Source organism: Janthinobacterium sp. SUN073 (assembly GCF_030397665.1).
In the GTDB taxonomy this organism is placed as follows: Bacteria; Pseudomonadota; Gammaproteobacteria; order Burkholderiales; family Burkholderiaceae_D; genus Janthinobacterium.
In genome coordinates, this window is record NZ_JAPUBT010000002.1 from 420,417 (window position 1) to 443,668 (window position 23,252).

The window sequence follows — 23,252 nt, forward strand, 5'->3', positions numbered from 1 at the left end:
TAGAGTGAAACGTGACGTCGCAAAACATGACGGCGCACCGCACGCCGGTGCCAGGCTTTTTGGTAAAGCGGCAACACAGCGAAAATGACAACGGCAGCAATCGACCAGGGCAAGGCTCGGTCATCACGCCCACGCCTGCCGCGCGGGGGAAAGGTGCCCGTTCAGAGAGAACAAGCGGAATACGTACGAACTCTGGCGCGGATAGCTGGCCGCCAGCGTGACGATGATTTTTTAGAGAGCCATGAGTATAGTTGCTTTGAGAAAATATTCATAGGACTTCAACAATATCATGGCAAGAAAGGCAATGTTCTGCGGCCCTGATGCGACAGCGGCCCGCCGCTCAGGCGGGCGGCCACTGCGCGCGTATCGCGGCAGATGACTGATGGGAGGGACCGGCCCGCACGGCCACGGGAATACCGGCCAGCGTACAACGGCGGCTCAGCTCGTCCTTGATCTGCCGCAACGACCAGCGCTGCGGCACGGGCAAATCCAGGCCTACCACGCGGATCAGCGGGCAGTCCTTGAGGGTCGTGTGCAGCAGCAGCTCCACGCGCGCCATCGGCGGCCCGCCGCGGTAGACATCCACCGGGCCCGCGTAGGTCAGCACCTCGAACGCGCGTATCTGCTGCGGCGCCAGTTGCAGCACCTTGTCATGGCCGGGCAAGCCCCGCGCCAGCCGGCGCAGCAACAGGCCCGAGTCATTGATCTCGACATGAAAAGACAGATCGGGGCCCGGCAGAAAAAGCACGCCGACGATCCAGGCGGTCATCGCCGGCAGGCCCAGCAGCACCGCCTCGCCCGCGTACGACACATCACGCCAGACGGCTTGCACGATGAAGGCAAGGAACAAGGCGCAGCCACCCAGCAGCACGCTGCGCCACAGCACGGGACGCATATTGGCCATCATCGCCGCATGCGAGCTGGTATCGTCGGCCGGCGCAAAGCGTATCCATTCGGCGCGCGCCGGCTTGCAAGGCCTGGCGGGAATGCCGCTCACGCGTTGGATGCCAGCATGCCGCGGAACCACGCCAGTTGCTCGCGCGTCAGGTAATTGGCGCCATCGCCATGCAGGAGGACGATCTCGATCCCGGGCGGAATCGACGCGATCAGCTGCGCGCCCGTGACGGGAATCTTGGGAAACGCGATGCCGGCCAGGAAAGCCGGGTCTTCCGCCACCGTCACGCACTGGCGCTCCGGGTTCGGCGACGGTACGAGGAACAGGTCGATCCGCTCGCTTTGTCCGCCGATGACGACGTGCAATTGCGCGGCCAGCAGTTCGGGCAGGATCAGCTCGATGTTATTCTCGGTGCGCGATTGCTGGAAAGCGCTTTTCAGGGGCGTCAGGACAGGCGTGGCGGACATGGGAGCAGTGTGAAAGTGAAGACGGCGGCAGTGTAGCAGAGGCGCCCGCCCGGGCGCGCTCCGCTGGCGCCACGGCTACAGCTTGTAATTCAAGGACAGCAGCACGCTGCGCGGCGCGCCGTAGCGCTCCAGCCCGCCCGACCAGGCATAGCCGAGGCCCTGGTAGTAGCGGCGATCGAGCACGTTGTCGACACTCACGCGCAGTTGCACCTGCTCGCTCAGGCGGTAGCCGGCCGTCAGCCCGACGATGGCGTAGCCGCCCTGCTGCGTCAGGTAAGCCTTGTCGCGGCGGTAGATCTTGTCCTGCGCAGTCACGGAGGCGCCCAGGTTCCACCGCGCCAGGCTGCCCCCCAGTTGCACAGTCGTGTACAGCTTGAACAATTGCTTCGGCTCATCGGTGGCGATGCGCTGGCCGATATTCGCCGCCACGCTGTCTTTCGTGTACTTGGCCAGCACATAGGTGTAGCCGCCCGCGACCTGCCAGCCCGGCAGAGGCGAACCCGACAACTGCAAGTCGACGCCTTCGCTTTTGACCTGCCCGGCCGCGCGGGCGCAATAGATGGCGCCGCCCGTGGGGCAATTGAGCTCGTCGGCCATGGCGCGGTTATTCTGCTTGATGCGGAACAGGGCGCCGCTGGCATTGAGCCTGCCGCCAAAATATTCTCCCTTGACGCCCACTTCCAGGTTGGTGCCGCTCAACGGCGGCAAGGTATTGCCCTTGACATCGAGCACGCTTTGCGGCTGGAAGATCTGCGTGCCGCTCGCATACACGGAATGATGCGCGTCCAGGTCGTAGACCAGACCCGCGTATGGCGTAAACTTGGCGTTTTCCGTCAGGTCGCGGCGCCACGTCGGGTTGGTGGCATACCAGCCCGTGACATCCTGCGCATACCAGCCGAAGCGCCCGCCCAGCACCATGCGCAGCGGATCGGCCAGGCTGAAGTTGCCGGCCGCATAAATACCCTTCTCATCCGTCTTGCGGCCCCAGTTGTAGGGCTCGAACGGCGCGCCGCGCATCGGGTAGGCACGGGGATTCCACTGGCGCAGATCGAACACGCGCTTTTCCGCACCTTCCCAGCTCTGGCGCGCGTCCGAATCGTCATGGCGGTAGCTGGCGCCGACGATGACGTCATGCTGGCGGCCGAACCAGGTGACGGGGCCGCTCAAGCGCCAGTCGGCCACCACTTGTTGCGTATTGTACTTCCAGCCCGTTTCAGACTGTTCCAGCAGATACGTTTCGCCCTCGACACGGCTGTTGGTGGTATTGCGCGTGCTCGACGAAGCATCGATATGCGTGATGGCGAAGCGGCTGCGCCAGCCCTGCTCCAGCTGCGTTTCCAGGTCGGCGAAGACGACGTTGTTGTCGCGCTTCTGGAAAGAGTCGGCATTGTTCAGGAAAGTCGAGCGGGGCAAGTCCATGTGGCGGCCGTCGGGCAAGGTCGGCAAGCCGACGAACACGCCGTCGGTGCGGCTGTGCTGGCGCGAAAAACCGATGCCTGCCGTGGTCGACGGCGTCAGGTCCGCCTCGACGATCGCATACACGGTGCCATTGGTATTGTTGACCACATCGACAAAGCTGTCGCTGTCGCGCCAGCTGGCCGCCACGCGCCCGCGCAGGCCGCCCGAGTCGTTCAGCGCATTGCTGGCGTCCACCGTCAGTTGCCGGTCCTTCCAGCTGCCCAGGTGGGCAGACGCGTTCAGCAAGGGCGTGGCCGTGGGGCGCTTGCGTATCATGTTGATGCTGCCCGACGGCGCGCCCGCCCCTTCCATCAGCCCGGTGGCGCCGCGCACCACTTCCACGCGGTCGTACATCAGCATGTCGGCCGAGACATTGCGCTCATTGAAACCCGTCACATCCAGCGGCAAGCCATCGACACTCACGTGGCTCAAGGCAAAACCGCGCGCAAAATACGTGGTTTCCTGGTCGGACACGCCCTGCGTCTTGCCATACAGGCCGGGCGTGGCGCGCGCCACGTCTTGCAAGGTGGTCAGGTCGAAATCTTCCATTTGCTGGCGCGAAATCACGCTGACCGTTTGCGGCGTGTGGCGCTGCGACAGGTTCAAGCCCGTGGCCGTCGACAGATTCCTCGACGTATAGAGTCCCGTGCCTTCCGTGGCGCGGTCGGCCTCGGCGCTGACGACCACGGCGGGCATGCTGTCCAGACCGCCATCGGCCGTACTGCTACTGATTTTACGCAACAAGTAATTGCCATTGCCGCTTTCAATCACTTCGAGGCCACTGCCTTGCAGCAGTTTTTGCAGGCCGGCGGAGACGCCATGGCGGCCTTGCAAGCCCGGCGTCGCCAGGCCGTCGAGCACCACGTCCTGGGTGGACAGGTTGACGCCGGCGGCGATGGCAAACGTGGACAGCGCATCGCGCAGGTTGCCGGCGGGGATATGATAGTCGCGCAGGTTGGCGGCCGGGCTGGACTCGGCGGCCAGCGCCATTTGCGGCAAACCGGCGCCGGCCGCCGCGCCCACGGCGAGGAGCAGGACCAGCGCGGCGCGCACGGCGCTGGTGGTGGGATGGAGCGTCATGCGTGCTGTTGTCAAGCTGCGGTACTGCAAAGCCATGTGGACCCTTTCGATGGTTCGGATTATTCGTTCTCTACCTTGTATGACGAAGCAATCCGCAAAAAGGGACAGGCAAGAAGTAAATTGGAGCACGTCGGCTTACGCCCTGCGGGCTAAGCCGACCTACCATACCCGACAGGCGTAGGTCGGCTTGGCGTGGCAAGGCCACGCGTAAGCCGACAATCTCAAGCCGCCTCAACACTGATCCAGTAGCGCGTGCGGCGCGCCAGCCGGATCGGCAAGGAACGCTGCAGCAAGAGCAGGATGTTGTCCGGGTCGTTCAGCTGGAAGATGCCGTCCACGGGCATGGCGGCCAGCGCCGGATCGCAGTGCAGCACACCGTAGCGATAGCGCGCCACTTGGGCCAGCACCTCGCCCAGCGGCATGTGCTCGGCGATCAGCACGCCCTGCAGCCAGCCGGCAGCATGCGGCGTCAGCGGCGACAGGGAGGAAACGGCACGATCATCGAAACTGCCTTGCCGGCCCGCATTGACCCTGCGCACGGTATCGGGCGCTTGCGCTGGTCGGATCTCGACGGCACCTTCGCTGACAGCCACCTGCGTGCGCGGCGCCAGCACGCTGCTGCCCTGGCGCACGCTGAAGTGCGTGCCCAGCGCGCGCATGCTGCCATTGCTGCTGCGTACGAGGAATGGGCGCGCGGGCACAGCCCCGTCGTGCGCCGTGGCAACATGAAGTTCGCCCCCATGCAAGACCACCAGCCGGGCCGCGTCGTCAAAGTGCACGTCGATGGCCGTGTCCGTGTTGAGCACCAGTTGCGTGCCATCCGGCAAGGTCATGTGGCGGATCTCACCGCGCGCCGTGCGGATCGCGGCGCGCCAGACCTGCCATGGGGCCGACTGGCTGGCCAGCCACAGCGCCGGTCCGGCCGCGATCAGCCCGGCCAGACCGTAGAGCACGGCACGCCGCTGCGGCGACTGCGGCGCCGCGTCCGCCGTCTGGCGCAGCGCGGGCGGCACGCTGGCCAGGGTGCCGCACACCAGCTCGGCTCGCTGCCAGGCCGCTGCGTGCGCGGGATCGCTGGCGCGCCAGGCCTGGAACGCTTGCTGCTCGCCAGGGGTCAAGGCGCCGCCGTGCAGGCGCACCAGCCATTGCGCCGCCGCGCGGGCGGCGCGTGGGTCGATCGCGGCATTCACAAGATCAAGAGGATGCAGCGCTCGAACGCCTGCACCATGTAGCGCTTGATGCTGCGCTCGCTCACGGCCAGGCACCGCGCAATTTCCCCGTAAGCAAGGCCGTCGACATGCGCCAGCAGGAAGGCGTTGCGCACCAGCGGCGGCAAGCCGTCGAGCATGGCATCGATACGCTGCAAGGCCTCCAGTACCAGCAAGCGCTCTTCAGGAGACTGCATCAGCAGATCGGGCTGCTGCGCCAGGGTTTCCAGCCACGCCTGCTCCAGCGACAGGCGCCGGTAATGGTCAATCAGCAAGCGCTGCGCCACGGTGGTCAGGTAGGCGCGCGGTTCGCGCAAGGTCTGCCGGCCTTCCGGCGGCGCCGTCAGCAGCCGTACGAAGGTATCCTGCGCCAGGTCGGCCGCATGGTCGGCGCACTGCAGCTTGGCGCGCAGCCAGCGCATCAGCCAGCCGTGGTGATTGCTGTAAATGACGGCGATCGATTCGCCGGATTGCGCCATGTTCACTAGGGACTCCTGCGCTGCAAGCGGCAAGGTGGAGGGTTTGCGATAGCCGGGTGGAACACGCCACCCAACTGAGAATAATTCTCATTATCGCAAACACTGCGCGCCCGCGTCAATGCTGGCGCCCGTCCAGCCAGGCAAACTGTTGTTTCAGCGTGGCGCCTGGCGCTTGATATACAGGCGTTGCAACAGCAAATTCAGCGAGTTATCACGGGCCAGACGGCAGGCGCCCTTTCCGGACTGGCTCCGCGTGTCTGCACCCACTTATCCACGATAAGCCGGTACTCCAGTTTTTTTTCATAGTGACCCACGCCGCCGTATTCGACGGTCAGCCAGATGCAACGCTGGCCTGCGACACCGCCAATCAGCCTGCGCATCGGCACGGTTTGATCGAGGATAACGTCGCTCGGATTGAATTTACCACCGATGTCCGCGATCCCCTCGATGCCCGGCCTGGCGCGCCCCAGCAAGTCCTGAACCTGGGCAGGGAGTGCATCGAGCGATGTCACGGCCGCTCTGTCGTCCGCATCGCATGATGCGTCCTGCGCCCGGGACTGGGCCGTGCAAGCGAGCATGAGCATCAATACAGCAGCATATCCGGGTTTCATCTTGACGGTTCTTTCAATTGCCAAATGGGAAAGTATCTATCTTCTCACGCGCGAGCCGATAGCACCAGTTGCCCGGCCACGGGACGTGGCAAAGGCGCCCGGGACGGGCAGGATCAGGGCCGGCCGCGTCCGGCCACCTCGGCCAACGGGGCGAACGTCCGGCGTCAATGCCGGTGGCCACTGATGCCTGGAAACGGTTGCTTCAACGTGGCTGCCAGTGCTTTATATACTGTCGTATTCGATCAGCTGGTCGCGGGCGATTATGCCCGATGGCGTGTCTCTGGCCTTGCCGCCAGCACGAAGGGAATGGCAAACGGCCCCAGAAACACCACCAGGACGGCACGGATGGCCGTTATTCGTAAGGAGCGGCGTTTGGCAATGAAGAGGCAGGCAAAGGCCGACAGCGACCAGATCAAGGCAGGCAAGTATGTAGTCATCGTGAACTCCGGATGCGCCTTGGAAGGCAGGAAACCATGCTGACACGAAAATGTGGTCACCGCAATGGCAGATTGGGCATCTGCCATTGCAGTGGGAGGCCAAGCGCCCCGCTTTCAGCCATTCTTAAGGCTGCAAGCGGCTGTCGGCCAGTGATGAGGGCGGTAATGTGGCCAGTAATACGATCAGTGCTGGCCGATCTTCATGATTTTCAGCGCATTCGTGCCGCCCACCTTGCCCATCGGCTCGCCCCAGGTCAGTACGACCGTGTCGCCCTTGGTCACGACCTTATGTTCCAGCAGCAGCTCTTCCGCCTGCTGCAAGACCTTGTCGCGGTCGGTGCCGGAGGTCAATTCCAGGGTGCTGACGTTGCGGTACAGGGCCAGCTTGCGGCGCGTGCCCACGCTGGGGGTCAGCGCGACGATGGGAATGTCGATGTTGCAACGGCTCATCCACAAGGCCGTGGAACCCGATTCCGTCAGGGTGGCGATGGCTTTCACGCGCAGGTGATGGGCCGTAAACAGGGCGCCATAGGCGATCGACTGGTCGATGCGCGAGAACGTGGCGTTGAGGAAATCGGCGTCCAGCTTGCAGGTATCCCATTTTTCCGCGTCCAGGCAGATGGCGGCCATCGCTTCCACCGTCTCGATCGGGTAGCGGCCCGAGGCCGTTTCCGCCGACGTCATGACGGCGTCCGTGCCATCGAGCACGGCATTGGCCACGTCGGACACTTCCGCGCGCGTCGGCACCGCGTTGACGATCATCGATTCCATCATCTGCGTGGCCGTGATCGCCAGTTTGTTCGACGCGCGCGCCATCTTGATCATGCGCTTTTGCAAGGCCGGCACGGCCGCATTGCCCACCTCGACCGCCAGGTCGCCGCGCGCCACCATGATGCCGTCGGAGGCGTCGAGAATCTCTTGCAGCGCGGGGATGGCTTCCGCCCGTTCGATCTTGGCGATCATCATCGGCTTGTGGTCCCACGCTTCGCCGGCGATATTGGCCAGCTGGCGCGCCATCACCATGTCGGTGGCGTTTTTCGGGAACGATACGGCCACGTAATCGGCCTGGAAACTCATCGCCGTTTTCACGTCTTCCATGTCTTTCGCCGTCAGCGCCGGCGCGGACAGGCCGCCGCCCTGGCGGTTGATGCCCTTGTTATTCGACAACTCGCCGCCGATTTTGACGGTGGTGTGGATTTCGCTGCCGACGACTTTGTCGACCGTCAACACGATGAGACCGTCGTTCAGCAGCAGCACGTCGGCGGTGCGCAAGTCGCGTGGCAATTCCTTGTAGTCGAGGCCGCAGCGTTCGATGTTACCCAGTTCACCGTTTTCGCCCCATTTCGCGTCAAGGATGAACTTCATGCCGTTTTCCAGGAAAATCTTGCCTTCTTCGAACTTGCCGACGCGAATCTTCGGGCCTTGCAAGTCGGCCATGATGGCCACTTCGCGGCCGCACAGGGCCGCCGCTTCGCGCACCATGCGGGCGCGGTCGATATGGTCTTGCGCCTTGCCATGCGAAAAGTTCAGGCGCACGACGTCGACGCCGGCCTTGAACATGCGGACCAGGGTATCGATATCGTTCGAAGCGGGGCCGATGGTGGAAACGATCTTGGTGGCGCGTTGCTGTACTTGCATGGTCATGGTGTGCTGCTTTCTATAATGAGTTGCTACAAGGGCCGGCCTTGTGGGCCAGCCGTCCTGGTGCGCTGGATCAGCGGTGGTTCTTGTTACTTGGCCGCCATCAGGGCGACCGTGGTGTCCAACATGCGGTTCGAGAAGCCCCACTCGTTGTCGTACCACGACGACACTTTCACGAGGCGGCCCGAGACCTTGGTCAGCGTCGAATCGAAGTTCGACGACGCCGGGTTGTGGTTGAAATCGATGGAAACGAGCGGTTCCGTCTGGTACGTCAAAATACCCTTCAGCGCGCCTTCCGACGCCGCTTTCAGCAAGGCGTTGACTTCCTCGACCGTCGTATCGCGCTTGGCAATGAAAGACAGGTCGACCAGCGAGACGTTAATCGTCGGCACGCGGATGGCGAAACCGTCCAGCTTGCCATTCAGTTCCGGCAAGACCAGGCCGACAGCGGCCGCCGCACCCGTTTTGGTGGGGATCATCGAATGCGTGGCAGAACGGGCCCGGCGCAAGTCTTCATGCATCACGTCGGACAGTACCTGGTCGTTCGTGTAGGCATGCACGGTGGTCATCAGGCCCGATTCGATGCCGATGGCGTCGTTGAGGGGTTTCACCAATGGCGCCAGGCAATTCGTCGTGCATGAGGCATTCGAGATGACCGTGTCCGTGCCTTTCAGCACGTGCTGGTTGACGCCAAACACGATGGTGGCGTCCACGTCCTTGCCGCCTGGCGCGGAAATGATGACTTTCTTCGCCCCGCCCTTCAGGTGGGCCGAGGCTTTTTCCTTGGTGGTGAAGAAGCCCGTGCATTCGAGCACCACGTCGACACCCAGTTCGCCCCAGGGGATCAGGGCCGGATCGCGCTGCGCGAAGACGCGGATGCGGTCGCCGTTGACGAGCATGTTGTCGCCATCGATGGTGACGACGCCGGGAAACTTGCCGTGCACCGTGTCGTAGCGCGTCAGGTGCGCATTCGACTTGGCATCACCCAGGTCGTTGATGGCGACGATCTCGATATCCTGCTGCTTGCCGCCTTCATAAAACGCGCGCAAGACATTGCGGCCGATGCGGCCATAGCCATTGATGGCAACTTTGATGGTCATGCTGTCTCCTTGTTGTTTTACTGAAAACCAACCCAGGTGCCAAAACCGGGGTCGGACCTTAAGGTCCGACCCCAGCATTTGCCATTGGGTTAAAAAGAATTAACCACTATTGCGCAACCCCGCCGCAATCCCATTGATCGACAAATGAATGCCCGTGCGCGCCGCCGCATCCTGTTTACCCTCGCGGAAGCGTTTCAACAGCTCCACCTGCACGTGGTTGAGCGGGTCGATATACGGGAAACGGTTGCGTATCGAGCGCTGCATCAACGGATTGGCCTGCTGCAATTCTTCCTGGCCCGTGATCAGTTTCAAGGCGTCCAGCGTGGCCGCGTATTCGGCGCGGATGCGCGTAAAGATGGCCTCGCGCAAGGCCTTGTCCTTGACCAGTTCCGCATACTTGCCGGCAATGGCGATGTCGCTCTTGGCCAGGACCATATCCATGTTCGACAGCAAGGACGTGAAGAAGGGCCAATCCGTGTACATGCCGCGCAGCACGTCCGCGCCATCGGCCGGATGGGCGGCCAGGTAAGCTTGCACGGCGGAACCGAAGCCGAACCAGCCCGGCAGCATCAAGCGGCATTGCGCCCAGCTCAAGACCCAGGGAATGGCGCGCAAATCCTCGATCGACGTGGATTTCTTGCGCGAGGCGGGACGGCTGCCGATATTCAGCGCGGCAATTTCCGCGATCACCGTCGATTCCCAGAAGTACTGTTCGAAGCCCTCCGTGCCGTACACCAGGTCGCGGTAAGCGTTCAGGGCCGTGCCGGACAATTCTTCCATGGCGGCCAGGTGGCCCGCGCCGGCCGAGGCCTTCGGCTGCAGCTGCGCCTGCGGCAGCAGGGTCGACTGGATGGTGGCGGCCACCAGCACTTCCAGGTTGCGGCGCCCTACTTCCGGGTTCGCATACTTGGCCGTGATGACCTCGCCCTGCTCCGTCAGGCGGATCTGTCCCTGCACGGCGCCGGCCGGCTGGGCCAGGATGGCTTCATAGCTGGGGCCGCCGCCACGTCCGACGGAACCGCCGCGGCCGTGGAACAATCGCAGCTTGATTTGATATTCTTTAAATACCGTCACCAGCTCGATTTCGACCTTGTAGAGTTCCCAGCCGGAGGTGAGGAAACCGCCGTCCTTGTTGCTGTCCGAATAGCCGAGCATGACTTCCTGCTGGTCCGCGCGCGACGCCAGCAAGCCCCGATAGAACGGCAAGCCGAAGGCACGTGCCATGATGGCGGGACCGGCGCGCAAGTCGTCAATGGTTTCGAACAGGGGAATGATGTTGACGTCCACTTCGCGGCTGTCCTGGCGCAGCAAGCCCACTTCTTTCAGCAGCAGCGCCACTTCCAGCAAGTCCGAGACGCTGGCCGCCTTCGAAATGATGCAGTTCGGTACTGATTCCTTGCCATATTTGACGTGGGCCTCGCGCACGGCGCGGAAGATGTCGAGTTCGGACGTCGTTTCTTCCGAATACTGCGCATACGGCGACGCCAGCAGGCGTGGCGACTCCAGCTCGGCCAGCAGCACGGCGATGCGCTGCTCTTCATCGAGGTCCAGGTAGACCAGGCCCGGCTGGGCACCGGCGAACAGTTCGCCGACGACGCGCTCATGCACGTCGGAATTCTGGCGCAAATCGAGCGGCGCCAGCGAAAAACCGAAGACCTTGACGGCGCGGCGCAGCTGACGCAGCCGGCCACGCGCCAGCGCGCGCAAGCCATTGCTGACGAGCGAATGCTGGACCACGTCCAGGTCGGCCAGCAATTCGGCAGCCGCCGCGTAGGGTTGCACGCCGTCGGCTGGCTTGCCCTTGCCGCACAAGGCGACGCGCGTCGCTTCCAGGCGCGCATGGATACCGTGCAAGGCGCGGCGGTACGGCTCGTCGACCCGGTGCGGCGAGGCATCGGCCGAGCGTTCGGCCAACGCGCGCAACGGCTCGCTGCACGCGTTCAAGATTTGCGCCAGCGACAGTTGCGAAGCGAGCTTGCGCAATTCGCCCAGATAAAAGTCGAGCACCTTGTCGGCTTGCGTCTGCAGGGTGCTGCGCAGGACGTCGGCCGTGACAAACGGGTTGCCGTCGCGGTCGCCGCCTATCCAGCTGCCCACCTTCATGAAATTGGGCAATTCCGCATCTTCCCAGCGGGCATCGCGCTGGGCCAGCATGGTTTCCAGCGAGGAATACAATTTCGGCAATTCGCGCAAGATGGTGTGGTCGTAGAACGACAGGCCATTGGCCACTTCATCCATGACGGACAGTTTGCTGGTGCGCAGCAAACGCGTCTGCCACAGGGTGACGATGCCACGTCCCAGCGCTTCTTCGTTTTGCTCCGCCTCTTCCGGCGTCATTTGCACGCGGTCGCGCTCGCTCAACAGGCGGGCGATGGCCATCTGGCAATTCTGGATGCTCTTGCGCTGCACTTCCGTCGGATGCGCCGTGAACACGGGGCTGACGAACGCATCTTCAAAGAAGGTTTCCAGCGCATCGGCCTTGCCCGCGTCAAACACGTTGCCGACGGCATGGCTGAGGCTACCCTGGCGCGGCGGCGAACCGGCGATCAAATGGGCGCGCGTGCGGCGGATGTGGTGTTGATCTTCTGCAATGTTAGCCAGCAGCGAGAAATAGCTGAAAGCGCGCGTCAATTGGGTGGTCTCTTCCTGCGACAGCGCTTGCAGCGCGTCCGACAGCTGCGCGCGCGCCGCTTCGTCATTGTCGCGGCGGAAACGGATGGCCAGCTGACGCACATGCTCGATGCGCTCGAAGGCGGGGTCGCCCAGGTGGTTGCGGATGGCGTCGCCCAGCAGACGGCCCAACTGGCGGATATCGCTGCTCAGCAGCTCGTCTTTCACTTCATTCATTTGCATGGTATTCATTTCCTGGGGCGGCAACGGCGGCACCGCACAGATTGCGTAGTACGCGCTTCCCGGCCCGGGAAACGCCCATCATCCATTTTGTAGCAAATTTACCTTACTGTCTCACCATCCTCTTGATTTCCATCAATAAAATCCACGTCAAAACGCCCGTTAAGGGCTTGCGAGCTGTTTGCCAGGGCAACAATATGAAAATTTACTACGCATTTAAGCGAAAGGCAACCAACATTTGTCTTTGCAGGCTGAAAAGTGACGGCGCCAGTCACATGGCGGTGGCGATGGCCAGGCACTCTCCTGTATGCTGGCGGCTTGAAACAAGGATGTAATCCACATCTTTTTAAGTGAACCCCATGCGACTGACTGCCTATACCGACTACACCCTGCGCACCCTGATGTACCTGGGCGTGCACCGCGACCGCCTCGTGACCATCCAGGACATCGCCGACCTGCATGCGATTTCCAAGAATCACCTGATGAAGGTGGTGCACCAGCTGGGCCTGTCAGGCATCGTGGAAACGGTGCGTGGGAGGAATGGCGGCCTGCGCCTGGCGCGCGACCCGGCCGAAATCAATATCGGCACGGTGGTACGCGAGACGGAAAACGATTTTTTCATGGCGGAATGTTTTAACAAAGAAAACAACACTTGCCCGCTGACGCCCGATTGCCTGCTGAAAGCCAAGCTGGGCCAGGCCACGGCCGCCTTCCTGGCCGTGCTCGACACGGTGACCCTGGCATCGATACTCGAAGCGACGCCGGGTGCGCCGGCGCTGGCGGCGGGCGTGATCCCCCTGCGCGTGGCGAAGTAAGCGCGCGCCAAAAACAACAATGCCCGGCAAGCCGGGCATTGTTTCCTGCAGTAACTATCTAAAACATCAATGCGCGCTGGCACCTGAGGCGCCGATGCCCGTTTCCGAACGCATTTGCTGCGCTTCGTAGCCGGCACGGTCGATGCGCGCGCGGGGGCTCTTGTCGAGCACCGAGAACAGCCAGATGCCGACAAAGCCTGCCGTCATCGAGAACAGCGCCGGCGAGGCATACGGGAACAGCGCTTCGCCATGGCCCAGCACGTCGACCCACACGGACTTCGACACCACCGTCAGCGCGACGGCCGTGATCAAGCCCAGGAAGCCGCCGATGGTGGCGCCCCGCGTGGTGCAGTCTTTCCACAGCACCGACATGAACAGCACGGGGAAGTTGGCCGAGGCGGCAATCGCGAAAGCCAGCGAGACCATGAAGGCGATGTTCTGCTTCTCGAAGGCGATGCCCAGCACCACAGCGATGATGCCCAGCACGATGGTGGTCACGCGCGACACTTTCAATTCGTTGGCGCCCGTGGCCTTGCCCTTCTTGATGACGGTGGCATACAGATCGTGCGACACGGCCGACGCGCCCGACAGGGTCAAGCCAGCCACGACAGCCAGGATGGTGGCAAACGCGACAGCCGACATGAAGCCCAGGAACACATTGCCGCCCACAGCCTTGGCCAGATGCACGGCCGCCATGTTGTTACCGCCCAGCAGCTTGCCGGCCGCATCCTTGAACTCGGGATTGGTGCTTACCAACACGATGGCGCCAAAACCGATGATGAAGGTCAGGATGTAGAAGTAGGCGATCCAGGTTGTAGCCCAGAACACGGATTTGCGCGCTTCCTTGGCGCTCGGCACCGTGAAGAAACGCATCAGGATGTGCGGCAAGCCTGCCGTACCGAACATCAGCGCCATGCCGAAGGAGATGGCCGAGATCGGGTCCTTGATGAAGGAACCGGGACCCATGATGGCTTCCTTGGCGGCGTGCACGTCCACCGACTTGGCGAACAGCGCTTCCGGGCTGAAGTTGAATTGCGCCAGCACGGCCACGGCCATGAAGGTGGCGCCGCCCAGCAGCATGACGGCCTTGATGATCTGCACCCAGGTGGTGGCCGTCATGCCGCCAAACAGCACGTAAATCATCATCAATGTACCGACCAGGACGACGGCGATCCAGTATTCCAGGCCGAACAGCAGCTTGATCAGCTGGCCCGCGCCCACCATCTGCGCGATCAGGTAAAACGCCACGACGACCAGGGTGCCGGACGCCGAGAAAATGCGGATTGGCGCCTGCTTGAAGCGGTAGGCGGCCACGTCGGCAAAGGTGTAGCGGCCCAGGTTGCGCAAGCGCTCGGCCATCAGGAAGGTGATGATGGGCCAGCCGACGAGAAAGCCGATGGCGTAGATCAGGCCGTCATAGCCGTTGAGGAAGACGGCGGCGGAAATACCGAGGAACGATGCCGCCGACATATAGTCGCCCGCAATGGCCAGGCCATTCTGGAAGCCCGTGATGCCGCCGCCGGCCGTGTAGAAATCGGAGGCCGACTTGGTCTTCGCGGCCGCCCACTTGGTGACGAACAATGTAAAAATGACGAAGGCGGCGAACATGGTGATCGCCGTCCAGTTGGTCGGTTGCTTGACTGCCTGGCCCAGGTCGGCGCCGGCCGCCAGCACGCTGCTGCTGGCGCCCGCCAGCAAGGTCAGGGCTGCCAGGCAGGAAAATGTGCGTTGCATCGATGGGGCGCGGTTCATGCTTGCACCCGTGCCTGGATGGCGCTGGTCAGTTCGTCGAATTGCTTGTTGGCGCGGCGCACATAAATGCCGGTGATCACCACGGTAAACACGATGACGAACAGGCCGATCGGCATGCCCCAGGTCATCACGCCGGTGCCCGTTTTAGTGGCAAGGAATTCCTTGTTGAAGGCGATGAGCAGAATGTAGCCGTAATACACCAGCATCATCAGGCCCGTCAGCGCCCAGCCGAAGCTGGAACGCACCCTGACCAGCCGATGATAATTGGGGTCGCCCTTGATTTTTTGAACCAGATCGTCATGCATGGTGTTGCCTCCTGTTATGTGAGCCTGCTCTTTTATGCGAGCTTGGGTTCACAGTACAGCGCGAGGCTTACCCGCCCCTTACGGCAGCGGTTTTTTCTCGCAGAAGCAACACAATGCAGACAAGGTCAGTTCAGCGCGGCTGCCGGTCCGAAGAATTCATGGTGCGTCTGCCGTTCCGGCACGCCCAGCTCGCGCAGATACTGCTTGATGGCCCGCATGAACGGCTGCGGCCCCAGGAAGTAGGCATCGACGTCGCGCGAGGCTGGCAGCCAGTGACCGAGCTGTTTTTTATTCAGCAAGCCGACGGCGTCCGGTGCACCTTGTTCACCGTCATGTTCCGCGTAGCAGTAATAGCGCTGCAGCTGCGGGTACTGCGCGGCCAGTGCGTCGATCTGCGCGCGGAACGCATGCACGCCCTGGTTGCGCGCCGCGTGGATGAAATGCACGGGACGCTTGCCGCGCAGGGCCGCCGTCAGCATGGCCAGGGTCGGCGTGATGCCCACGCCGCCGCTGATCAGCACCAGCGGCTTGTCGCTCTGCGTCAGCACGAAGTCGCCCGATGGCGGCGTCAGCTGCACGGTATCGCCCGCCTGCACGTGGTCGTGGAAGAAATTCGACACCTTGCCGCCCTCTTCGCGCTTGACGCTGATGCGGTAGGTCTGGCCATTGCTGGCAGCCGACAAAGAATACTGGCGGCGCATGGGCACGCCATCGACGCTGGCCAGCACGCCGATATACTGGCCTGGCGCAAAGTCGAGCACGGGTTGGCCATCGGCGGGCGCCATCAGGAAGGATGTGATCTCGCCGCTTTCCACCGTCTTGCTGCGCACCAGAAAATCGCGCGCGCCGCTCCAGCCGCCCGGTGCGGCGGCCTGCGCCTTGTAGATACGCCCTTCCTCACCGGCCAGGATGTCGGCCAGCTGGCCGTAGGCCGCGCCCCAGGCATCGATGACGGCGTCGCTGGCGACTTCGTCACCCAGCACTTCGCGGATCGCTTGCAGCAGGCTGGCGCCCACCAGCGGATAGTGCTCGGCGCGGATCTGCAAGGCCACGTGCTTGTTGACGATGGTGGCCACCAGGTCGCCCAGCGCGGCAAGCTGGTCGATGTGCTTGGCATACATCAGCACGCCATTGGCCAGCGCGCGCTGCTGGTCTCCGCTGTGCTGGTGCGCCTGGTTAAAGTACGGCAGCACTTCGGGATGGTCGCGGAACAGATTCTTGTAGAAGTGGCGCGTCAGCGCTTCGCCGCCCTGTTCGAGGATGGGGACGGTGGCCGTGATGATGGCGCGTTGTTCTTGGGTCAGCATGTAAAACTCCTGTATGTCTATTAATGTCTATTGATTAGTAAGCGGTCTCAAGCCAGCGTTTCAACGGCTGGATACAACTCGTGGTCTTCGCGCCGCATGCGCTGGAACAGCGCGTGCAGCACGGTATTGGCTTCGCTGCGGAAGGCATCCGGCTCGGCCGCCAGGCGCACGGGCGTATTCCAGCGGCCGGCGAAATCGAGGTAGGCGCCGGCGATGCCATGCATTTCGTTTTCGTACTGGCGGCCCAGCTGGGCCACCCTGGCCACGCCAGATGCTTGCGCGGCCGGATACAGATAGCGCTGCTCGACGGCCAGGTGCAGCTTGATCAAGCCGCTCATGGCGATGATCTGTTCGGCAATGGCCTGCGCCTGCGCGGCCACACCGCCGCGCGCCAGCTGGCGCAAGTCATCGATGGAGGCCAGGATGGCCAGGTGCTGCTGTTTGAATTTGTCGATATTCATGGCGTTCTTCTCTGCTTGAGTGTGGCCAGTGTAGCGGAATTCGCTTAAACATGCAAACTACATGCATCTTTAAGATGCGAATATTTCCAGTAGGAATGTAGATCGAGATGCTCCACTATGTGCGGCATAGAACACAAGCCAAGGCCACGCTTGCCTATACTTTATTCATCACAGCGCGTGTCCATTCACGGCCGCGCCGCACCCTCCACTTCAGCCAAGGATGAGCATGAAAATCAAAGCGGGCACGGGCCAGGCGCAGCAACTGGCCGGCATCATCAACGAGCACCACACGGCACTGCTGGACGGCTGGATGGCCGGCCTGATCGCCCGCCTGGTGCGGCGCGACAAGATCGCCGAAAACGAGCTGCGCCAGCAGGCAGCGCAATTGCTCCCGCTGCTGGCAGGCGCCCTGGACAGCGGCGACTCGTTCGACATCGAAGGCGGCGCCTGGGACGATACGCGCCAGCTGATCGCTGAAATATCGCAGTCGCGCGTGCGCCAGGGCTATTCGCCGATCGACACGGCCAGCTTCATGTTCGCCCTCAAGGAACCGCTGTTCGCTTACCTGCGCCAGCAAATCACGGCGCAGCCGGAGCAGCTGGGCGACGCCATCATCAGCACCAGCAAGCTGTTCGACGAACTGGGCCTGCTGACCATCGCCATCTACCAGAAGGCGCGCGAACAGGTGATATTGCGCCAGCAGCAGGAATTGCTGGAACTGTCCACGCCCGTGGTGCAGCTGTGGCAAAACGTGCTGGCCCTGCCCCTGATCGGCACTCTCGACAGCGCCCGCACGCAGGTGGTGATGGAAAGCCTGCTGCAAAAGATCGTCGACACGGGCGCCCTGATCGCCATCATCGACATCACGGGCGTGCCCACCGTCGACACGCTGGTGGCGCAGCACCTGCTGAAAACCATCGCGGCCGCGCGCCTGATGGGCGCCGACTGCATCATCAGCGGCATCCGCCCGCAGATCGCGCAAACCATCGTGCACCTGGGCGTCAACCTGGAAGACGTGATGACCAAGGCCACCCTGGCCGACGCCTTCGTCGTGGCCCTGAAACGCACGGGTTCCAGCATCACTTACCAGCAGCAGCAACACTGAGGCGCCTATGGAAAGAATCCCCATTTTACGCATGGGCCGACTGCTGCTGGTGACGATCCAGGTGGACATGCATGACCGCCTGGCGATGACCTTGCAGGACGACCTGACCACGCGCATCGTGACGGACCGCGCCACGGGCGTGCTGATCGACATTTCCGCGCTCGACATCGTCGACTCCTTCATCGGCCGCATGATCAGCAACACGGCTGCGATGGCGAAAATCCTCGATGCGCGCACGGTGGTCGTCGGCATGCAGCCGGCTGTCGCCATCACCCTGGTGGAACTGGGGCTGACCCTGGAAGGCGTGAGCACGGCGCTCAACGTGGAACGGGGCATCAAGCTGCTGGAACGGGGCGGCGCATGCGCATGACGGGGGCGCCGTGCTAGGCGCGCAGGCACAGGAGCGGGCGCAGGCCGCCGTGCAGCATGTGCAGCAGATCCTGCCCCTGTACAGCGACGAAGACGTCGTGCGGCTGCGCAAGCAGGTGCGCGACAGCATGGTCGCCATGGGTTTTGGCCTGATCGAACAGACCAAGATCATCACGGCGGCCAGCGAACTGGCGCGCAACACGCTGCGCTACGGCGGCGGCGGCGAAGCGCGCATCGCGCGCGTCAGCGATGGCGCGCGCCAGGGCCTGGAACTGCGCTTTGTCGACGCGGGACCGGGCATCGACGATATTGCCCTGGCGCTGACCGATGGCTATACCAGCGGCGGCGGGCTGGGACTGGGGCTGGGCGGCGCCAAGCGCCTGGCCGACGCCTTTCACATCGACACGGCGCCCGGCGCGGGCACCACTGTCACCATCGCGAAATGGAAGCTGTTTTGAACCACATCGAGCAAGCCCCTGACATTGCCAGGCAACGCAGTTTTCCCATCGGCGAACCGAGCGAGATCGCCGCGGCCCGCCGCGCCGGCAACGAACTGGCGCGCCGCATCGGCTTCGACGACGTGCGCACGGGCCAGCTGGCCATCATCATCAGCGAAGCGGCCACCAACATCGTCAAGCACGCGCAGCGCGGCGAAATCCTGCTGCGCAAGGTGCTGCGCGGCGGCACCAGCGGCATCGAAGTACTGGCCATCGACAACGGCCCCGGCATGGCCAATGTGCGCCAGCACATGCAGGACGGCCACTCCACCACGGGCACGTACGGCGTGGGCCTGGGCGCGATACGCCGATTGAGCCAGGAATTCGACCTGTACACGGCGCCCGGCAAGGGCACAGTGCTGATGACGGTGGTGTGGGGGCCGAACGCCAGCAGCGCCGTTCCCGCCCATCCAAACTGGCGCATCGGCGCCGTGTGCCTGCCGCTGGCGTCGGAACAGGTGTGCGGCGACGCCTGGAACGTGGTCTGCGAAGGCCATGAACTGAGCTTGCTGGTGGCCGATGGCCTGGGCCACGGCCCGCTGGCGGCGCGCGCGTCGGAACGCGCCAGCACCCTGCTGGAACACGACACGCCCGGCCTGCCGCCCCTGCCCGCCTCCTTCATCGAACTGGCCCACGGCGCCCTGCGCACCACGCGCGGCGCAGCCATGGCGGTGGCGCACATCGACAGCGCGCGCCGCGAACTGCGCTATGCAGGCGTGGGCAATATCGCCGCCTGCGCCTTCGACACGCAGCAGCGCCGGCATCTGCTGTCGCATAACGGCATCGTCGGCAGCAATCTGCGCAAGGTGCAGGAATTCTGCTATGCGTGGCAGCCGGGCACGACCTTGATCATGCATAGCGACGGCCTGCATACGCGCTGGGACCTGGAACAGTATCCGGGCCTGGCGCAATGCCACCCCAGCCTGGTCGCCGCCGTACTGTACCGCGATTTTGCGCGCGGGCGCGACGACGTCACGTTGGTGGTGCTGCGCGAACATGAGGAGCACCGGCATGCCGGTGCGGAAAGGAACGACACGCCATGACACAACGCATATTGACGGCGCATATCGGCAGCGAACTCGATGTGGTGGGCGCACGCCAGCGCGCGCGGCAGATCGCCGCCCTGTGCGGCTTCGGCGTGCAGGACCAGGTGCGCATCGCCACGGCCGTGTCTGAACTGGCGCGCAACGTCTACAACTATGCCGGCAGCGGCAAGGTGCATTTCGCCATCGATGGCCAGACGGCACCGCAGGTGCTCAGCATCCGCATCGAGGACCAGGGCCCCGGCATCGCGCAGCTCGACCAGATACTGGCCGGCACCTACCGTTCACCCACGGGCATGGGCCTGGGCATCCTGGGCGCGCAGCGCCTGATGGACCGCTGCCATATCCACAGCACGCCGGGCGCCGGCACGCACATCACGCTGCAAAAACTGTTCCCGCGCGACTCTCCCTTGCTCGACGGCAGCATGATCGGCGCGCTGTCCGGCAGCCTGCAGGCGCTGCCATCGGATATCACGCTGTCCGAAGTGCAGCAGCAGAACCGTGAGCTGCTCGCCACCCTGGCCGAACTGAAGACGCGCCAGGACGATTTACTACAGCTGACGCGCGAACTGGAAGACACCAACCGGGGCGTGGTGGCGCTGTTCGCGGAACTCGATGAAAAAGCCGACCACCTGCGCCGCGCCGACCAGATGAAGTCGCGCTTCCTGTCGAACATGAGCCATGAATTCCGCACGCCGCTCAGCTCCATCCGTGCGCTGTCCAAGCTGCTGCTCGATCGCATCGACGGCGAGCTGTCCGAGGAGCAGGAAAAGCAGGTGCTGTTCATCCTGCAAAGCGCCGTCAGCCTGAGCGACCTGGTGAATGACTTGCTGGACCTGGCCAAGATCGAGGCGGGCAAGGTCGACGTGCACGCCAACAGTTTCCAGGTGGCCGACCTGTTCAGCGCCCTGCGCGGCATGCTGCGCCCGCTGCTGGTGTCCGAGTCGCTCACCTTGACCTTCATCGTCCCCGATCCGGCCCTGCAGATCCATACGGATGAAGGCAAGCTGTCGCAAATCCTGCGCAATTTCATTTCCAACGCCCTCAAGTTCACGGAAGCAGGCGCCATCGTCGTCAGCGCCACGTCCTTGCCGCAGCAGGACGCCATCCGCTTTTCCGTCTCCGACACGGGCCTGGGCATCGCCGCCGAAGACGTGCAGCTGATTTTCGAGGAATTCAGCCAGGTGGAAAACCACATGCAGGGCAAGGTCAAGGGCACGGGTCTGGGCCTGCCCCTGTGCCGCAACCTGGCCACCCTGCTCAATGGCACCGTGTCCGTGGAAAGCACGCCGGGCCAGGGTTCGTTGTTTTCCGTCATCCTGCCCACCAGCTACCATGCGCCCGAAGGCAGCCTGCCGCCGTGCGCGCCGGCCAACGACAATGGCAACGACCAGCGCATCGGCGTGCTGGTGGTGGAAGACAATCCGCCCATCCGCCTGCTGTATGAAAAATTCCTGGCTGGCAGCGAATTTCGAGTCGTCCCCGCGCGCAGCGTGCGCGAGGCGCAGGAACGCTGGGAACAGCAGCGCCCCGCCGCCGTCATCCTCGACATCCTGCTGCACGGCGAAACGGCATGGCACTGGCTGGCCGAGCTGAAAAACGACCCGCTGCGGCGCCAGGTGCCCGTCATCGTCGCCACCGAGATCGACGACGTGCGCAAGGGCCTGGCCCTGGGCGCCGACGCCTACTACGTCAAGCCGCTGTCGCGCCAGCAATTGCTGGCGACCCTGCGCGCGCTGATCGGCAATCCACACCACCGGCAAGAGCCGGTTCCGCCGCAAGGCACAACCACCTGGGACAATGCGCATGCTACCGGATAACAACAGCGATGCTCTGATCCTCAACGTCGATGACAGCGACGGCGCCCGCTACGCCAAGTCGCGCATCCTCCAACGCGCCGGCTTCAAGGTCATCGAAGCGTCGAACGGGGGCGACGCGCTGCTGCGCGCCCGCCAGGACCGCCCCAACCTGATCCTGCTCGACGTCAAGCTGCCCGACATCAACGGCCTGGAAGTGTGCCGCCAGTTGAAAGGCGGCGCCGAAACGAGCACCATCCTGGTGCTGCAGACGTCCGCTTCCTGCATCGGCACGGCCGACAAGATCCGCGCCCTGGACGGCGGCGCCGACAATTACCTGGTCGAGCCGATCGAGGCCGATGAACTGATTGCCAACGTCAAGGCGCTGCTGCGCCTGGGAAGGGTCGAGCGGGCGCTGCGCGACGTGGACCGCCGCAAGGATGAATTCCTGGCCACCCTGGCGCACGAATTGCGCAACCCGCTGGGCCCCATCCGCACGGCGCTGGCGCTGCTGTGCAAGCTCGATCCCGTCGTGCCGGCCATGCAGGACAATGCGCGCCGCACCATCGGCCGCCACACGGACCACCTGGTACGCCTGGTGGACGACCTGCTCGACGTGTCGCGCATTTCACAAGGCAAAATCTCGCTGCAATGGGAAAGCGTGAGCCTGGCCAGCGTCATCCGCAGCGCGCTGGAAACGAGTTCGCACAGCATCGAGGCGCGCGGTCACGCGCTCGACGTGCATCTGCCGAAGGAAGAATTGTGGGTCTGCGGCGACGCCGTGCGCCTGTCGCAGATCGTCGCCAACCTGCTGCTCAACGCGGCCAAGTTCACGGCGCCGGGCGGACGCATCGCCATTTCCGCCGTGCGCGAAGACGACAACGTGCGCATACGCCTGAGCGACAACGGCATCGGCATCGCCGCCGCCAGCATCGACAGCATCTTCGGCCTGTTCGAGCAGAGCGGCCACTCGCCGGACCGGGTACAGGACGGCCTGGGCATCGGCCTGTCGCTGGTGCGCAACCTGGTAACTTTGCACGGTGGCCAGGTCAGCGTGCACAGTCCTGGCGTAGGGCTGGGCAGCACCTTCGAAGTCATCCTGCCGCTCGACGCCAACGTGCCGTTGCCGGCCACGCCAGCGCCGCAGGCGGCCAGTGGCGGCAGCCAGCGTATCCTCGTCGTCGACGACAACTGCGATGCCGCCGACACCCTGGCCGAACTGCTGGAAATGTACGGCCACACGGTGCGCACCGCCTACACGGGCGCGCAAGCGACCGAGCGCACGCTGGAATTCAAGCCCGACATCGTCTTCCTCGACATCGGCCTGCCCGACATGAGCGGCTACGAGGTGGCCGTCAAACTGCGCCAGTTGCCGATCCCGCAGCAATTCCTGCTCGTCGCGCTGACCGGCTATGGCCAGGAGCACGACCGCCAGGCGGCCCTGCAAGCGGGTTTCAACGAGCACTTCGCCAAGCCCGTCGATTTCGGCAAGCTGGCCATGCTGGGTCTGCATATCGCCTGATGAGCGGGGTGGCGGCTGCCGGTTGACCAGGCGTCGGCTATAATCGGCGGCCGC

General features: G+C 63.6%; 21 protein-coding genes. 7 read left to right on the plus strand and 14 right to left on the minus strand.

The window, feature by feature from the left end; translation table 11 throughout:
• Window positions 1-340: 340 nt before the first annotated feature.
• The 10 genes from O0882_RS09860 to ppc form a co-directional block, all read right to left on the minus strand.
• Entirely contained in the window at window positions 341-997 is a 657-nt protein-coding gene (locus O0882_RS09860; protein WP_289947474.1) for a hypothetical protein, read from the minus strand.
• Window positions 994-1,362: a hypothetical protein gene (locus O0882_RS09865; RefSeq protein WP_289947476.1), complete on the minus strand. Its 369-nt coding sequence runs from the start codon at window positions 1,360-1,362 to the stop codon at window positions 994-996. The genes O0882_RS09860 and O0882_RS09865 overlap by 4 nt, the downstream gene beginning before the upstream one ends.
• 75 nt (window positions 1,363-1,437) lie before the next feature.
• Window positions 1,438-3,900 carry a TonB-dependent receptor gene (locus O0882_RS09870; RefSeq protein ID WP_289947478.1) on the minus strand — a complete coding sequence of 821 codons (2,463 nt, stop codon included), beginning with the start codon at window positions 3,898-3,900 and terminating at the stop codon, window positions 1,438-1,440.
• A gap of 221 nt (window positions 3,901-4,121) precedes the next feature.
• The gene (locus O0882_RS09875; RefSeq protein ID WP_289947479.1) at window positions 4,122-5,090 is read right to left on the minus strand and encodes a FecR family protein; all 969 of its coding nucleotides are present in this window, start codon (window positions 5,088-5,090) and stop codon (window positions 4,122-4,124) included.
• A complete protein-coding gene (locus tag O0882_RS09880; RefSeq protein ID WP_289947759.1) occupies window positions 5,087-5,587 on the minus strand; it encodes a sigma-70 family RNA polymerase sigma factor in 501 nt (166 codons plus the stop codon). The genes O0882_RS09875 and O0882_RS09880 overlap by 4 nt, the downstream gene beginning before the upstream one ends.
• Window positions 5,588-5,787: 200 nt before the next feature.
• The gene (locus O0882_RS09885; protein ID WP_289947480.1) at window positions 5,788-6,099 is read right to left on the minus strand and encodes a hypothetical protein; all 312 of its coding nucleotides are present in this window, start codon (window positions 6,097-6,099) and stop codon (window positions 5,788-5,790) included.
• A 359-nt stretch (window positions 6,100-6,458) separates the two neighbouring features.
• Window positions 6,459-6,635: a hypothetical protein gene (locus tag O0882_RS09890; RefSeq protein ID WP_289947482.1), complete on the minus strand. Its 177-nt coding sequence runs from the start codon at window positions 6,633-6,635 to the stop codon at window positions 6,459-6,461.
• Between the two features lie 183 nt (window positions 6,636-6,818).
• The gene (gene pyk, locus O0882_RS09895; RefSeq protein ID WP_282407629.1) at window positions 6,819-8,279 is read right to left on the minus strand and encodes a pyruvate kinase; all 1,461 of its coding nucleotides are present in this window, start codon (window positions 8,277-8,279) and stop codon (window positions 6,819-6,821) included.
• 86 nt (window positions 8,280-8,365) lie between these two features.
• Window positions 8,366-9,376 (minus strand): type I glyceraldehyde-3-phosphate dehydrogenase, encoded by a 1,011-nt coding sequence (gene gap / locus O0882_RS09900; RefSeq protein WP_289947485.1) that lies wholly within the window; start codon window positions 9,374-9,376, stop codon window positions 8,366-8,368.
• Window positions 9,377-9,475: 99 nt separating this feature from the next.
• Window positions 9,476-12,229 (minus strand): phosphoenolpyruvate carboxylase, encoded by a 2,754-nt coding sequence (gene ppc / locus O0882_RS09905; protein ID WP_289947486.1) that lies wholly within the window; start codon window positions 12,227-12,229, stop codon window positions 9,476-9,478.
• 356 nt (window positions 12,230-12,585) lie between these two features.
• Between ppc and O0882_RS09910 the strand changes: the two genes are divergently transcribed.
• Window positions 12,586-13,041, plus strand: coding sequence for an Rrf2 family transcriptional regulator (locus O0882_RS09910; protein ID WP_070291511.1), 456 nt, complete (start codon window positions 12,586-12,588; stop codon window positions 13,039-13,041).
• A 66-nt stretch (window positions 13,042-13,107) separates the two neighbouring features.
• Here O0882_RS09910 and O0882_RS09915 read toward each other — a convergent pair whose 3' ends face one another.
• The 4 genes from O0882_RS09915 to O0882_RS09930 all read right to left on the minus strand — a co-directional run bounded on the left by O0882_RS09915 (window position 13,108) and on the right by O0882_RS09930 (window position 16,866).
• Window positions 13,108-14,775 carry a cation acetate symporter gene (locus O0882_RS09915; protein ID WP_289947761.1) on the minus strand — a complete coding sequence of 556 codons (1,668 nt, stop codon included), beginning with the start codon at window positions 14,773-14,775 and terminating at the stop codon, window positions 13,108-13,110.
• Between the two features lie 14 nt (window positions 14,776-14,789).
• The gene (locus tag O0882_RS09920; protein WP_099763579.1) at window positions 14,790-15,098 is read right to left on the minus strand and encodes a DUF485 domain-containing protein; all 309 of its coding nucleotides are present in this window, start codon (window positions 15,096-15,098) and stop codon (window positions 14,790-14,792) included.
• A gap of 125 nt (window positions 15,099-15,223) precedes the next feature.
• A complete protein-coding gene (gene hmpA / locus O0882_RS09925; protein WP_289947489.1) occupies window positions 15,224-16,405 on the minus strand; it encodes an NO-inducible flavohemoprotein in 1,182 nt (393 codons plus the stop codon).
• A 47-nt stretch (window positions 16,406-16,452) separates the two neighbouring features.
• On the minus strand, window positions 16,453-16,866 hold the full coding sequence (locus tag O0882_RS09930; RefSeq protein ID WP_289947490.1) for a hemerythrin domain-containing protein: 414 nt from the start codon (window positions 16,864-16,866) through the stop codon (window positions 16,453-16,455).
• 226 nt (window positions 16,867-17,092) lie between these two features.
• Between O0882_RS09930 and O0882_RS09935 the strand changes: the two genes are divergently transcribed.
• The 6 genes from O0882_RS09935 to O0882_RS09960 are packed head-to-tail and all read left to right on the plus strand — an operon-like array spanning window position 17,093 to window position 23,198.
• The gene (locus tag O0882_RS09935) at window positions 17,093-17,971 is read left to right on the plus strand and encodes an STAS domain-containing protein (RefSeq protein WP_289947491.1); all 879 of its coding nucleotides are present in this window, start codon (window positions 17,093-17,095) and stop codon (window positions 17,969-17,971) included.
• A 7-nt stretch (window positions 17,972-17,978) separates the two neighbouring features.
• Window positions 17,979-18,341 carry an STAS domain-containing protein gene (locus O0882_RS09940; protein WP_099667758.1) on the plus strand — a complete coding sequence of 121 codons (363 nt, stop codon included), beginning with the start codon at window positions 17,979-17,981 and terminating at the stop codon, window positions 18,339-18,341.
• A gap of 10 nt (window positions 18,342-18,351) precedes the next feature.
• Window positions 18,352-18,798 (plus strand): ATP-binding protein, encoded by a 447-nt coding sequence (locus O0882_RS09945; RefSeq protein WP_289947492.1) that lies wholly within the window; start codon window positions 18,352-18,354, stop codon window positions 18,796-18,798.
• Window positions 18,795-19,880 carry an ATP-binding SpoIIE family protein phosphatase gene (locus O0882_RS09950; RefSeq protein WP_289947494.1) on the plus strand — a complete coding sequence of 362 codons (1,086 nt, stop codon included), beginning with the start codon at window positions 18,795-18,797 and terminating at the stop codon, window positions 19,878-19,880. Before O0882_RS09945 ends, O0882_RS09950 begins: the two co-directional genes overlap by 4 nt.
• Window positions 19,877-21,700, plus strand: coding sequence for an ATP-binding protein (locus O0882_RS09955; RefSeq protein WP_289947498.1), 1,824 nt, complete (start codon window positions 19,877-19,879; stop codon window positions 21,698-21,700). Before O0882_RS09950 ends, O0882_RS09955 begins: the two co-directional genes overlap by 4 nt.
• On the plus strand, window positions 21,687-23,198 hold the full coding sequence (locus O0882_RS09960) for a response regulator (RefSeq protein WP_289947500.1): 1,512 nt from the start codon (window positions 21,687-21,689) through the stop codon (window positions 23,196-23,198). Before O0882_RS09955 ends, O0882_RS09960 begins: the two co-directional genes overlap by 14 nt.
• The last annotated feature ends 54 nt before the right edge of the window (window positions 23,199-23,252 follow it).

Bases quoted from the DNA above. Each gene is read 5' to 3' on its own strand.
- O0882_RS09865 (WP_289947476.1), bottom strand. From the start codon at position 1,362: ATGTCCGCCACGCCTGTCCTGACGCCCCTGAAAAGCGCTTTCCAGCAA.
- O0882_RS09870 (WP_289947478.1), bottom strand. From the start codon at position 3,900: ATGACGCTCCATCCCACCACCAGCGCCGTGCGCGCCGCGCTGGTCCTG.
- O0882_RS09880 (WP_289947759.1), bottom strand. From the start codon at position 5,587: ATGGCGCAATCCGGCGAATCGATCGCCGTCATTTACAGCAATCACCAC.
- O0882_RS09890 (WP_289947482.1), bottom strand. From the start codon at position 6,635: ATGACTACATACTTGCCTGCCTTGATCTGGTCGCTGTCGGCCTTTGCC.
- pyk (WP_282407629.1), bottom strand. From the start codon at position 8,279: ATGACCATGCAAGTACAGCAACGCGCCACCAAGATCGTTTCCACCATC.
- gap (WP_289947485.1), bottom strand. From the start codon at position 9,376: ATGACCATCAAAGTTGCCATCAATGGCTATGGCCGCATCGGCCGCAAT.
- ppc (WP_289947486.1), bottom strand. From the start codon at position 12,229: ATGCAAATGAATGAAGTGAAAGACGAGCTGCTGAGCAGCGATATCCGC.
- O0882_RS09910 (WP_070291511.1), top strand. From the start codon at position 12,586: ATGCGACTGACTGCCTATACCGACTACACCCTGCGCACCCTGATGTAC.
- O0882_RS09915 (WP_289947761.1), bottom strand. From the start codon at position 14,775: ATGCAACGCACATTTTCCTGCCTGGCAGCCCTGACCTTGCTGGCGGGC.
- O0882_RS09920 (WP_099763579.1), bottom strand. From the start codon at position 15,098: ATGCATGACGATCTGGTTCAAAAAATCAAGGGCGACCCCAATTATCAT.
- hmpA (WP_289947489.1), bottom strand. From the start codon at position 16,405: ATGCTGACCCAAGAACAACGCGCCATCATCACGGCCACCGTCCCCATC.
- O0882_RS09930 (WP_289947490.1), bottom strand. From the start codon at position 16,866: ATGAATATCGACAAATTCAAACAGCAGCACCTGGCCATCCTGGCCTCC.
- O0882_RS09935 (WP_289947491.1), top strand. From the start codon at position 17,093: ATGAAAATCAAAGCGGGCACGGGCCAGGCGCAGCAACTGGCCGGCATC.
- O0882_RS09940 (WP_099667758.1), top strand. From the start codon at position 17,979: ATGGAAAGAATCCCCATTTTACGCATGGGCCGACTGCTGCTGGTGACG.
- O0882_RS09955 (WP_289947498.1), top strand. From the start codon at position 19,877: ATGACACAACGCATATTGACGGCGCATATCGGCAGCGAACTCGATGTG.
- O0882_RS09960 (WP_289947500.1), top strand. From the start codon at position 21,687: ATGCTACCGGATAACAACAGCGATGCTCTGATCCTCAACGTCGATGAC.